The 12,781-nt window shown below is 41.2% G+C and carries 14 protein-coding genes; 5 read left to right on the top strand and 9 right to left on the bottom strand.

Annotated features, from left to right (window positions below; genetic code table 11):
* Positions 1–256: 256 nt before the first annotated feature.
* The 3 genes from A8L45_RS01210 to A8L45_RS01220 form a co-directional block, all read right to left on the bottom strand.
* Complete coding sequence (locus A8L45_RS01210) at positions 257–1,537, bottom strand: ribonucleotide-diphosphate reductase subunit beta (protein ID WP_068898370.1); 1,281 nt, start codon at positions 1,535–1,537, stop codon at positions 257–259.
* A 16-nt stretch (positions 1,538–1,553) separates the two neighbouring features.
* On the bottom strand, positions 1,554–3,224 hold the full coding sequence (locus A8L45_RS01215) for a ribonucleoside-diphosphate reductase subunit alpha (RefSeq protein WP_068898372.1): 1,671 nt from the start codon (positions 3,222–3,224) through the stop codon (positions 1,554–1,556).
* Between the two features lie 541 nt (positions 3,225–3,765).
* Positions 3,766–4,305: a methyltransferase gene (locus A8L45_RS01220; protein WP_139122279.1), complete on the bottom strand. Its 540-nt coding sequence runs from the start codon at positions 4,303–4,305 to the stop codon at positions 3,766–3,768.
* Between the two features lie 47 nt (positions 4,306–4,352).
* Here A8L45_RS01220 and A8L45_RS24335 point away from each other — a divergent pair, with 47 nt between their 5' ends.
* Positions 4,353–4,535, top strand: a complete 183-nt coding sequence (locus A8L45_RS24335) for a hypothetical protein (RefSeq protein WP_175401867.1) — start codon at positions 4,353–4,355, stop codon at positions 4,533–4,535.
* Between the two features lie 59 nt (positions 4,536–4,594).
* Here A8L45_RS24335 and A8L45_RS01225 read toward each other — a convergent pair whose 3' ends face one another.
* A complete protein-coding gene (locus A8L45_RS01225; protein WP_068898376.1) occupies positions 4,595–4,873 on the bottom strand; it encodes a pyocin activator PrtN family protein in 279 nt (92 codons plus the stop codon).
* Positions 4,874–4,907: 34 nt separating this feature from the next.
* Positions 4,908–5,789 carry a hypothetical protein gene (locus A8L45_RS01230; RefSeq protein WP_068898378.1) on the bottom strand — a complete coding sequence of 294 codons (882 nt, stop codon included), beginning with the start codon at positions 5,787–5,789 and terminating at the stop codon, positions 4,908–4,910.
* Positions 5,790–6,312: 523 nt separating this feature from the next.
* Between A8L45_RS01230 and A8L45_RS24340 the strand changes: the two genes are divergently transcribed.
* Positions 6,313–6,477, top strand: a complete 165-nt coding sequence (locus tag A8L45_RS24340) for a hypothetical protein (protein ID WP_175401858.1) — start codon at positions 6,313–6,315, stop codon at positions 6,475–6,477.
* A gap of 239 nt (positions 6,478–6,716) precedes the next feature.
* On the top strand, positions 6,717–7,211 hold the full coding sequence (locus A8L45_RS01240) for a GNAT family N-acetyltransferase (RefSeq protein ID WP_068898382.1): 495 nt from the start codon (positions 6,717–6,719) through the stop codon (positions 7,209–7,211).
* A gap of 123 nt (positions 7,212–7,334) precedes the next feature.
* Here the strand turns inward: A8L45_RS01240 and A8L45_RS01245 are convergent, their stop codons facing one another.
* The 4 genes from A8L45_RS01245 to A8L45_RS23690 all read right to left on the bottom strand — a co-directional run bounded on the left by A8L45_RS01245 (position 7,335) and on the right by A8L45_RS23690 (position 11,435).
* Complete coding sequence (locus tag A8L45_RS01245; RefSeq protein ID WP_068898384.1) at positions 7,335–7,853, bottom strand: hypothetical protein; 519 nt, start codon at positions 7,851–7,853, stop codon at positions 7,335–7,337.
* Positions 7,854–8,160: 307 nt separating this feature from the next.
* Positions 8,161–8,784: a CIA30 family protein gene (locus tag A8L45_RS01250; protein ID WP_068898385.1), complete on the bottom strand. Its 624-nt coding sequence runs from the start codon at positions 8,782–8,784 to the stop codon at positions 8,161–8,163.
* A 481-nt stretch (positions 8,785–9,265) separates the two neighbouring features.
* Positions 9,266–9,499 (bottom strand): hypothetical protein, encoded by a 234-nt coding sequence (locus tag A8L45_RS01255; protein WP_068898387.1) that lies wholly within the window; start codon positions 9,497–9,499, stop codon positions 9,266–9,268.
* Positions 9,500–9,752: 253 nt separating this feature from the next.
* The gene (locus A8L45_RS23690) at positions 9,753–11,435 is read right to left on the bottom strand and encodes a cholesterol oxidase substrate-binding domain-containing protein (protein WP_175401868.1); all 1,683 of its coding nucleotides are present in this window, start codon (positions 11,433–11,435) and stop codon (positions 9,753–9,755) included.
* A gap of 97 nt (positions 11,436–11,532) precedes the next feature.
* Between A8L45_RS23690 and A8L45_RS24345 the strand changes: the two genes are divergently transcribed.
* Positions 11,533–11,718, top strand: coding sequence for a hypothetical protein (locus A8L45_RS24345; protein ID WP_175401869.1), 186 nt, complete (start codon positions 11,533–11,535; stop codon positions 11,716–11,718).
* Positions 11,719–12,270: 552 nt separating this feature from the next.
* Complete coding sequence (locus A8L45_RS01265) at positions 12,271–12,480, top strand: hypothetical protein (protein ID WP_139122271.1); 210 nt, start codon at positions 12,271–12,273, stop codon at positions 12,478–12,480.
* Positions 12,481–12,781 lie beyond the last annotated feature (301 nt).

Below are 12,781 nucleotides of genomic sequence, written 5' to 3' on the forward strand. Positions count from 1 at the left end.
GGCTCTGATTTTGAGGCGACGACTATCCAGTTACATGACTGACTGCATAACAAGTTATGTGACTACAGGGCAAGGTCTGTTTCATTAAGTGTGAGTAAGCAACAAATATTGAGGGCAGCTCAGTGATGGCACTCTGGAAGCAGCGATAAAAAGTGAGGTGGACGAGCGGGAAAAGTAGGATGAAATTTCGTTGGTTGTCAGTTATAGACAGCCTCTGTAGACAGAAAGATGTGCCTACAGAGACTATTGACATCTCTTAGAATAGGTCGTCAGCCGTGACTGATTGTTGGCGCTTATTGTAATTGATTGAGCGTTTGACGAAGAAATCGACATGTTTTGTCGCCATAATTTCATCATCAAACCATTCGGTTTTTTCGAGCAGGCTTTCGTCAATCTCAAAAACAGGCGCTATATCAATGTTGCTTAAAGACTGGTTAAATCTCTGTTTAATAAACTCCCTGATCTGATCTTTGGGCAAGAAGCTCAATTCACCATGCTCAAAGATCCAGTCGATCACTTCGCTCTCAGCTTCCATTGCTTGTCGACACAATGAGGACACGGTTTTGGCATGGGTTTCGTCAAACCAGCTCGGATTTTCACGCTTAATTTGTTTAATCAAATCAACGCCAAAGTTTCCGTGGATCTGTTCCTCTTTCGATGTCGCCTCAACAACATTTGAGATCCCTTTCAACAAGCTACGATGTTTGTTAAACGACATAATGATCAGGAACTGTGAAAATAAAGAAACATGCTCGATGAACAACGCAAACAGTAAAATGGACTCTGCGTAGTCTCGGTTGTCATCAGAGTTGGCATTTTTCAGAGCCATATCCAGATAACGTACACGCTTCATGATCACCGGGTTGTCTTTAAGTGCCTCGAATTCATTATTCAGACCCAGAATTTCCAGCAAGTGCGAGTAGGCGTCAGAATGGCGTACTTCTGACTCTGAGAAAGTGGCACCCACTGCGCCTATTTCGGGTTTCGGCATTTTGCTGTAGATGTTGCCCCAAAAGGTCTTCACAGCGACCTCAATCTGGGAAATTGCCAGCATGGTGCGTTTTATCGCTTCCTTCTCTTCAACAGAAAGGCTGGATTTAAAATCCTGAATATCCGAGGTAAAGTTAAACTCAGTATGTACCCAATAGGAGTGGCGGATGGCATCCACATACTCACAGAAATCAGGGTATTCATAAGGTTTGAGATTCACGCGTTTTTCAAAGATGTTAGTCTGGCGCTGCCTTGCGTGCTCATTACGGTAAAGAATGTAAGCCTTTGCGACATCGTGGAAAGACGACGACATAAGCGCGTCCTCCACCATGTTCTGAATCCCTTCGATAGAAGGGACATAGCGCCGGTCTTTTTCGCGAATCGCTGCCAAATCGCCCATGACCTGGAGGGCAATATTATCAGCATCCTGCTGGGACCCATTGTCGACTGCCTGCATTGCTTTATAAATCGCGTTACTGATTTTTTCTTGCTTGAAGGCCACAATTGAGCCATCGCGCTTCTGTATCTGGTTAATTCCGTGAATCATAGTGGGTTCCTACTCGTTAGGCTTCGCAAGCTTTACATTGACGTTGCTGGTTCAGCATCTGGGCAGCGTTTACGCTGTGCTGATAGTAGAGAGACTTGATCCCCAGCTTCCAGGCATTGATGTATAGCTGGTTAATCTCTTTTGCAGGGGTCGCCGGGTTGACGACCAGATTCAAAGACTGGCCCTGATCGATGAAGTCCTGACGAACAGCAGCTTGATCAACGATGCTCATGGGATCGATTTCGCTGAAGGTTTTAAAGACTTCTTTTTCCAGTTCTGTCAAAAATGACAGATGCTGAACAGAGCCGTCGTGGTCACGAATATCCTGCCAGACGGCTTTGGTGTTCTGTCCCTTTTCTTCCAGCAGTTTTTCTAGATACGGATTTTTGATGGTTGTTTTGACTTTACTGATGTCTTTCACATAACAGTTGCGCCAAACCGGCTCTACCGACTGTGACACCTGACCGAGAATGAACGCCGATGAGGTCGTTGGCGCGATGGCATTTAAGGTGGTGTTACGGCGTCCGACTCCTTTGAGCATGTCGGGCTCACCAAACTGTTCCGCCAGTGCTGCTGATGCCTGATAAGACTTTTCTTTGATCAGCTTAAACACATCAAGATTGATGCGGGCAGCATCTCGTGATTCAAACGGGATCATTTTTGATTGCAAATACGAGTGCCAGCCGAGTACGCCGAGACCAAGTGCGCGGTTCTCCTTTGCAAAGGCGTAGGCTTTTTGCATGAACTGGAAAATACGCTGGTCGTCCAATGACTCAGAGTCACGATACACTTCCAGCTTGGTTAAGAATTCGGTAACCACCGCATCAAGGAAATACACCAAGGTTTCTACCGCATCGGTATCTCTCCACTCATCAAAATGCAGAAGGTTCATTGACGACAACACACAAACGAAAGACCACCGCTCGTCGGAGGGGAGCATGATTTCAGTACAAAGATTTGAGGCAACGATCTTTTTCTGGTGTGTTTTATACACATCAACCGTATTGTTGTTTGCGTTATCCTCAAACAGGATGTAGGGATAACCCAATTCACCCCGACGGCGGATCACTTTCGCCCACAGCTCACGTTTTTGTTGATCGCCAGCGATCATCTCCTCCATCCATTGATCATCGACGGTCACGCCATGCGTCAAATCCTGAATCGGATTTCCTTCCATGCCAATATCTAAAAACTCATTGGCATCCGGGTGGCTGAGTGGGAGATAGGGTGAAAAGCGTCCACGTCGAACAGAGCCCTGACTGACCACATCTACCATGGTTTGGAACAGCTGCATAAAATGAACCGCCCCTGATGAATGACCGTTGTTTGTGATTTCCGCCCCGCGGTGGCGCAGGTGTCCGAAGTATCCTGATGTGCCGCCACCCAGTTTAGACATGGTGCCCACTTCAGACTGGGTGTACAAAATGTCGCCAATGTTATCGCCAATGCATGAACCAAAACACGAAACGGGCTCACCGCGCTTTTTACCAAAATTAGACCAAACAGGTGACGAGAGTGAATAAAAGCCTTTCTGCATGTAGTCATTGAACTTGTTTGCGAAGCCCTCAATGCCAAGCAACGACTCTGCATGATCTGCAATTTCTCGGATGCGAGTTTCGGGTTCAACCCCCTTGTCAAGATAACCACTTTCAAGAAATTGTCGCGATAGGTCGTTTAGCCAGTGCATTAAAGCCCCCTATTGATCAATGCTATAACACCACTACATGTAGTACTAAATAAAATATGTATCACCATATGTTGAATATGATTCTAATTATCATTCTCAGTAACCGCAAATGATAAATCTGAAAATTTGGCAAGAGACACCTTTTTAACATTGTGTATGTCAGTGCTCACTCGTTGGTCTAGCGCCTTCTTTTCTGTGGCCTAAACCGTCGGTGAGAGGGCAATATTAGGGCTGAATTTTTTGTTATTTTTTGGGAGGATTATTCAGTGGGACAAGACATTGGCGTCGATAGAACCATAAGCAAAGTTCGCATTGCGAGTTAACGCGACTACACAACGAAGGGGGGAGTATTTGGTTGTTGTCGCTATGCCAGATATGGCTGGTGAGTGCGGACTCGTTCAATTCAGTTGCTTGATTAAATGAGTCCGTATTTTGAACTTCGGCGGTGTTAATTCACCTTTAAGGCAGTTTCAAAGTCATTGCTTTTGTCGCTTCAAGTTGGCTGCATTGTGCTTTTATATTGGAGGTACGGAGGTTTGCCTTACAGCCACCGACGCACCTTATTTGTGTAGTCTGTATAACTGCTACCGAACAGTTGCGTTAACGCCACCTCTTCAGGCTTGATCTGAAAAATAGTCATATAGATCATAAATAAAGGAACAAAAAGCAATGCAATGGGATGACCGAGAAATACCGCAGCTGCCAGCAGTAAAAGCGCGAAACCGACATACATAGGGTTTCTGGTGTATTGATAGATGCCGCTCTGTACTAGCTGGCTGGAAGAATCTGGATGCATGGGATCGACGGTTGTCTTATGTACAGCAAACTCACGCACGCCTAAATAGCAACATAATATCGCAGCCAGGAGAAGTATTACTGAGGCTGCCAAACGATAGGAGAGTGTTACTAACACACCCAGACTATCACCGTTTATCCACCACATAAGTGTTATGCAAATAACAACCAGAAACAGAGGTGGTATCTTGAGTTCTAAAAACTTCATTCTTACTCTCATTTTATGTAGATAAAAAGTATTGCTTGATACCCATCGACGATAGCAAACACCTCCTCTATGTTTCATTTGTACAATGATTAATTGCGAAATACCTTGAATGATTACCAAGTTCAATGCGTATATCCAACGAGGAAAAGATACCCGAATTCAGGGGTTCTACCGCCCTCAATACAAGACGTTCGATGAGGGGCATTGAAGTGCCCTCTTTTGTCGATGCCTTTTTATCCTACTATGGCATCGAACTCTTTCTTCTTGGTGGGAGAGAAAAATACATAGAGTCAGACTGTATGTCTTGAGAGGAGGATACTGCCCAGCGTCGCGGGAGTGTCGCTTTCTGCGCCCATCGCTGGTTATGTTATGCGGCGGTGCTGTTAACGCTGACCAATGCCTTGCGCCCCTCTTCGAGTTGGACGTCTCTGAACTTGGCGAGGTCATCAACATGGATCAGCTCAGGACTTCGGTTGCTGCCGCGCATTTTGAAGGTGGGCACAGGTAAGGTTTGGGCTTTTGCCTTAATCTCTACCGTGTTTTTAGTCAGCCCGAAAAATTTTTCGCATATGTCCTTAAGTGGGATAGTTGTTTTGATAATTATTAAATACTGATAAAAGAAAAAACCGCATGGCGGGTTTATCATAATACAGAATTAATCTTAAACTATTTTCTGAGCCTTATTTTTCCAAAGTTAAATTCGAGTAATTGATTGAATGACTATGCTTATTTTTTAAATGCTCAAAAACATCAAACCACTCGAGAGATAAACCTAATATTTTATTGTTTTGTAATAAGACTTCACATCGATATTTCTCAAATCCTACTTCATTCGCATAGCTTTTCCACATTGATAAGAGTGAAGCTCGCGCCTTACTCACAACTACCTCAGTTAAATTACGGTTTAACATATGTTTCTGAGAGATAGCATAAACAAAACCATCAATTATATCTGTAAGTTCAAGCTTAATATCTTTGGATAGCCTTTTTGTGGGTACATTTGCTTTTTTTAAATCTTCATAATAATAAAATATATTAAAATTTACAGTACGACTTAAAGTGTTTTTATCATAACGTATACCTGTTGTGAACTCTCTAACTGGTAATTGACCATGCTGGTTATTGTTTCGAATTTTGCAGCCTACTACATAATTTAGGTTTGTTTCATAGATTTCACTTCGTTGATCGATGACCTTTTGCTTTGAGCTTTGTTCCTTTGTCAGTTCAAACGAAAAACATTTTCCCTTATCTTCATTGTAATGTAAATCTAAATATAGTTTACTTAAATTAAATAAGTTAAAAGCTAAACGGTTTAATGAACTACGAACCTCATGATTATATATATAGTCCGCTTTTGGAAATGATAGTGACTTCAAATTCCAATAGTTAACTTTATTTTTATAGTCCCAGTAAGATTCAATAATTTGATCATAAATAATTTCTATATCTAAGGATTTAACTAGAGTTTCTCTATAGCTGATAGCCTTTTTAATTTCAGATTCAGAAACTTCAAAAGCTTGATATTTTAATTCATCTTTACTGTATATAAATAAATTTTCCATAAATGCTCAATTATAATTGAATTAATAAGATTCAATATTTTTAATAAAAATATAGGATTAAATTTTAGACTGTCTATTAATTTATAATCCTCTTAATTGCAGAATAGTAACAAAATTAGCTCATCAAAAACACAAATGAAGAATATTAATTATTTTCCATTGAGTATACCAAACTGGGAATGAGGCGAATATCTTGGCTAGGTGCCTTCGTTCTAAAAGTAAGCAATTTTGGAAAGAAAATTTCCTGAATAAAATGAACTGATTTCTATTATCATTTATAGGTTGCGAGTGTGTGAAAGGTTTAGGTGAAAAAAGCTAAAAGTAGATAGCCCTAGCAGTGGCGAGTATAAATTTTTCATTCTTAGGATGCTTTAGCATGTAGCTTATGCGGGAATAGTCGGGTGTATACCTACCACATAATATTGATTTTTTTGTGGTCAAAACGAATCACCGAGCAGCGACACCACCATATGGACACCTTCTTTTTCCGCGTTGCTTTGCAGTCACTTACAATCAATGTTTTGTGTTTCAGATTGAGGTCTTTCCATTTCAGGTGACACCCTTCACCAAATCGCATGCGGGTGAGAATGGAAAAATCGAGAATATTAATAAAGGGTATTTTGATGTCACCGTTCGCCCTGAAGTTCTACCGGGCTTGATAAGCCTCGCGCAGTTTGTCGAGTTCTAACGCCGTCTGTCTGCCGGCGTGCTTTTGGCTTTTGCCAACCCGTTTCATTTTAGCTAATTGCGGCATATCTCTAAGAAAGACTGAATCAATCGGTTAGAAAGTGAATTATGGTATGAATAAGTCATAACGACGTCGAAAAAAATATCCGTTCCATAAAAATATCCAATGAGTTAAGTATTGAATAGGATGGAATGTATAAATATTTAATAAATTTTTAGATTTTATTTATTGGAGACCTTATGAGCCTTACTGTTCGTCCCGCGACAATTGCTGATATAGATATTATTCTTCACTTTATTAGAGAGTTAGCTATCTATGAAAAGGCCGAGCATGAGGTGTTAGCCACACCAGAAAAAATAGAAAAAAGCATGTTTAGTGAGCACTCGGGCGTGTACGGACTGATTTGTGAGCTTGAGGGAGCTGCAATCGGTTTTTCGATTTACTTTTTTAATTACTCGACGTGGCTCGCTAAACCCGGACTTTATCTAGAAGACCTTTATGTGTCACCTGATTATCGGGGCAAAGGTGCTGGCATCTTCCTCCTAAAACACCTGGCCCGCATTGCCGTTGAGAGAGGATGTGGCCGTTTCGAATGGAGTTGTCTGGACTGGAATACTCCATCCCGTGAGTTTTACGAGTCACTGGGTGCTGAGCCACAACATGAATGGATTGGTTATCGCATGAGTGGTGAGACATTGGTTAATTTCGCCGAGGGCAGCAAAACAAACGTTTAATGGTATGTCGGACTGATGGATCACTGTTGCTTATCGTAAGATATCTGTAATTAATAAAAAACGTCATACCACCAGACCAGTATGACGTTGAAGGGTGATGTTACCGCCAGACTATTCGGTTACCTATTTATTTGTTGAGTCGCTACTGGGAGCAATAGGGTCATCGAAATTCGGATAATCAGGCCCTGGACATTGTTGCTGAACTCTCGGTAATTCAACACTATCCAGACCAACACCATCGCCACATGTGAAGATCCACTTTTCACAATCATAGTTAGCATCTTTCACTCTTAACTTTCCGTCTTTGACAGACATCTCCAGTTTGCAGTGGATGCCAAACTCTTCGTCATTTTCGGTAAACACTAAGGTATCACCGACTCGTTTCATTGGCAGTGCTCCACCTGCTCCATCACCCTCTTCGTCGCCTTCGATGCTACAAATGTGATAGTTGCCTCCCCAGAGCAGCCCCCTGACAAAGTATTGGTCATCCTCATTTTTTACTTCGATATAGGATGCTACTTCCGCTGATTCATCCGATACATAACTTTCAGTTGTCATGGTGTCTAGGTAGCAGCCAGTAAGTGAATCAGCCAGAGCTGAAGTCGTGAATAGCAGGCCAATTAGTGGCAATACCTTTTTCATGTGAGCCTCATGAGCTTTTCAGTGTGATCTTTGTCGAAATATGTATCTGACTGAATGGCTGGCGTTGAGTTCAAACAAATAACCGTTAAGGCAAAGAAAGGTAGGTTGATTGTTGCTATCGGCTAATGATTTACGACCACTAAATACTAACCAATAAATGGAAAAGGCGAAGAATTGTGTACGGGAGGAAGGCACAGGCCTGTTGTGGTGGATTGAAAAGGTAATAAACCGCCTCGCACTTAGCGTCTATGCAGACAAAGTAGGAAACGGTTATCTTTTAACATGTTATAAAGTGGTACTTGTGCGGTTAACCGTCACAGTTGGATTTAAGGCTCAAGAGTTGAAGACCATAAAGTCCTTTCTGACGAACACCATTGTCCCCTTGTATTGGAGTACCAGAGATTCTGATGCCGATAGACTCAATTTTGCTGGTATCAAGGAAAGGTGCCTCTGGGTATGCTCTACCTCTGCGTTCAGCTTGGAAATTGCCGAAATAAAAGTCTTTTTCGAATTCCGCGCTCGGCACAACATCAAAGTTGTATTTGTACGAAAAACCTTGTGTTCTACTTTCTTCTGTTTCAACAATTAGCTGATAAATAGCATTTTTCTCGTTGAGGGACTTGCCTGTCAAACATAGTGAGTAAGAGTTAGACAGATCATAATCTACTCCGGCAACGAAGCTGGCAAAAGCGGCACCGCTTGGTTGCGGATTGAGTTGGGTGAAGAAAAAGTGGCTTTTGTTGTTTTTACTGTTCTGAAACCCATTGTACGCGTGAGACAAACCTGCCTGTCTTTCTGTCGCGTCAGTGATCATCCTAATATTTTCGACAGGCTGCTTAAAATCTAAAACGATATCCCCTAATGCCATCGCTTCGGTTGCACCAAATGTTAGAGCAAGAGGTAATAAGGTTTTGCTTATTGTCGATTTCATAATAACTCCGTTTTCATATAAGCGACATATCAAAAATTAACAAGAAAAATCAGCGTCGTGTATTTGATTCACTGATAGTTAAATAACGCTAACTTTTACGGGTTGAGAAATTATGAAGATCAGATAAATGACTGATAAAATTGAGTATTAATTCTATTTTTAGATGTGGTTATAAATTTTAAAAAAATTCATTTATTGATTAATCCATCATTAAAATAATCCTATTGTTTATTATTCAAAAATATGCTCAACATTTAACCGATATATTCGATAAATATAAAAATCTACTGATATTTATGACATGTTTTTCAATTATTATCCGATGCATATCTAAGCGTTGTAAGGTAATGCCAGAACTTCTTTATTTATTGATCAACATGCTTTTGCTTGATAGACAATACTTGTCTGGTCAGGAGGGACGAACTGTTTGGATGCTACCGACCGTCAATCTAATACTTGGCTTACGGGGTGGGAAATACCTTCAATAAGTTTCCTTGAGAGAACATTGTCTTCGGTCCGCGGTAACAAGCACGTGTTCAATACCTAATGCAGTGACCTTTTGCAGTAGCAACTCGAGTATCCACTTACCATTTCCTTTGCCACGATGAGATGGGGCAATATCCATAGCTGATGTGCCGAGCCTCTGGAGGAAGGACACATCATCGATATTATGACTTACACGAATGATTCCAAGAATGAACCTGAGAGATCGCATTTAGCGCTCTTTTATCGACTAGGCCTTATGGATATTTCGATCTTGCATAGCTTGTGTCTATGCGTGACGAACAAAAGTTTTGATGCGTTTGCAGAATTAGGCTGGAAGAGTAAGGTGCTACCTTAAATGTCAGGATCAACTACCAATACACTGAGCCCAGACATTGTCTCTTTCAATATAATATGAGCCGCTTTCGAAAGTGTCAGGTTGAGAAGATAAGATGCTGAGGCGTTGGTACTTCAGCAAAAAAGTTTTATGGAACCAGCTTTTTGATAAAAGGCGAAGAGAAAAGGTAATGAGGATCATACCGTCTTAATCGGGCTACCGTGTTTTCATATGTGCTGGTGGCTGATGCAAATGTGTCTCGCAGAGTATTGGCGATGAAGTCGTGGTTTTGCCACGGCCCAGAGGCGTTGTAGCCCCATCCTTTTGACCATTCTACTCTGATTTGCTCCGCAGGCAGCTTCTCATAAAGCCAATTTTCAATTTCCTGATACAGAGCGCCCATTTCAGGCATATCACTAAAGGTTAATAAATCTAACCACACAACAGAATCTAGGGAAGAATCTGTTGTTGCAGTTGTTGCCGAAAAAGCGGGCGGTTTTGCTCCAAGTATATTGAGGCCATTTGTGGTGTCTGTCCCCGTAATGCGAATTTCCATTGGACCAGCCATCGGATATTGTCCCCGTGATGCGTACTTATCCTGCAGTCTCAGATAGACCTGAGTGAAGTCATGTAAAAAAGACTGTATGTCAGACCGATTGAGGTGAACAGCATAGCCATTAGCTGTTATGCGCAGCGTTGTCTCTCGGACATAAACTAAGGTTTTCCAAGCATCACCCCACAAATCATTGCTTTGCGTAAGGAAAGATCTGGTATGACTATTTCCCTGTAGAGTATGTTCTACTGCCTTGATGTATGGTTCGAAGATATTGAATTCGGCTTCAGATATGACGTCTGTAGTGGTCTCTCCTCTCCTGGACTTTGTGGGTTCAGTCATTTTTTTGAATAACGTCTCCCGTTTTGCGCCTCCTTTCAGAGCAAAAGAAGTGATTGCCGCCTGAAGCTTGCCAAATGCGGGTACTAACGATGGATTTGCTACCAAGGTGCTTTTAATAAAATCTGAGATAAAAACAGGTATGTTGTCGCTGAAAGGATAGTTATAGGCACCAGACACCCTTCTTGAAGACGGCGGTTTTTCAGGTTCGTTGGTCCACACTTTTAGCCATGGATACTGACTAAACGGAAACCAAATGACCTCCATACGCCCAGCATCATCAATAATATTCGAGATTGTCAAAGGTGACTCGGAGGCGGTCTCAGCGAATAGTTCGGTATGGTGAATATTGGTGAAGCTCTGACAACGAAGATTATAATTCGGTAAAACAAAGAGAGTGGCCTCAATAATGATGGTTGAGCCAAGTGCAGTTAGAAATAAATCGCCATCCTCTTCACCTCGTTGAAAAGTGCGGATTGCGTATTTTTCTCCGTTCCAGACCATTACGGTTAGCGATAATACACAGTTGCTGATAGAGCCATTAAAGTATTCATTCTCTGTGGAGTCCTGATAATCGACTTTGGTGCCATGGCCACCTATTGACAGCATGCCTGCTAAAGAAAGGTTTCCAGGAGCTGGAGTATTTGAGAATGCATAGCCCGGTATATTGGGATTTCCCCCCGGTTGATCAGAGAGATATTGATAAAGAGCTTCAGCCTGAACGCCACCTCCAGCTCTCACTACACCATGGTCTTCTGCCGAGGACACCATATCAAGGTGATCAAACTGAGATATATCGATGAGAAGCGCTTTTTTGTCTGACGCCTCCTCAGAGATGATCAATGGCGACCAGTTATGCATTGAACCAAAGGCTTTGATGTAATAGTTATTATTAAGCGCCCAATCAGCTAATGTTTCTAACCCTTGATTACTATACACTTTTGCGGCTAGGACATTTTGAACGCGTATGTCCTGTGACCAGTTTTCATAAGTAATTCTGTAAAATCTACTGTCACATCCAGTAAGTAAAAAAGACATGGGAAGCGAAGAAATTATAATGGGAGAAAATAACAAACCATATGTGCTTTTTAGAAAACCTCTCCTTTCTTTATTTATTTTATCCATAAATATCCTTATTCAATTAAGTGAGTTAAAAATAACGCCAAACTTTATAATTGGAGGTGTGATGGATAACAAGAGAGAGGAAGTTACTATTTGTTAAATAAAGTTATTTGTTTTTTTATTAATAACTCTGATGAATATATATTTTATAGATTATTACACTATATTAATCACTATTATGAGTAACATATAATTGAATATAAACTTATAAATAGTGTTATATAAGAAATAGATTGGCCAATAATATTTTATTAAATACTTAATTAGAGTTCACTTGTTTATATGTTAAGGCATGATAAACAAGATATGTCTTATCAGGAGCTTGAATATAGTAATGTTCAAGAAGCGTAAACCGATGAACAATCTGTAGTGTTCGGTTCATGTGACACAAGCTTGGAGTGACGAGCAAAGTAAACTCAACAATATTACTCTCAATCTTATTTTAAATTATTGAAATATAATAACTTATCGTACTTAAAGCTGGGGCGTAAGGCCAGTGTGTGATTATTGATTTTTTACAAACACGCGATTAGCCGATACGTCGGCCAAGCATAAATAGTCGACCAAACATGAATATAAGTAGCATGAACACACAGCGAGTCATTCTGCTTCCATCCTTCAAAAAATCCGATAGCAACTAGTCGCTGGTTACGTGATCCAGTCAGATTGTGTGCTGACGGTCGAAGAAAGTCCGGTGGATATCCATGACTTGATGGCAGAGTTACGAGATCTGGTGAAAGTTGTGGATATCTTTGATTCCATTGAAAGCATACCGCTGTATCTTCTGGACATCATTGATATCCTCATTGCAAACGGCGACTTCTCCGTCGCGCAGAGCTATCTAGCTGATTTCAAGAGATGAGCCACAGTGTTGAGCGGCTTCCTGATACCAGTTGAAGACGTTGAAGCAATGACATTAAAGACTGATGAAGCGATTGAAGAACTGGGCGTGATGTAAACAACATCGACATTGTCAATAAATAGATAACGTAAAGGAGACCAGTTGTGGTGAAAGTTGAAGAAAAGTGATGGACGCTCGCTTTCGTGTCACTGTTGCTGGTCTCTTTTTTATATTGGTTTTGGCAGCAATCCCGGATAAGTGAACTCGTTCAACTGACAGTGCTAAGTATTGGTACCCCTGCCTATCTTTGTCTTTATACTGT

Origin of the sequence: Veronia pacifica (assembly GCF_001707825.1) — a bacterium.
Lineage (GTDB): Bacteria > Pseudomonadota > Gammaproteobacteria > Enterobacterales > Vibrionaceae > Veronia > Veronia pacifica.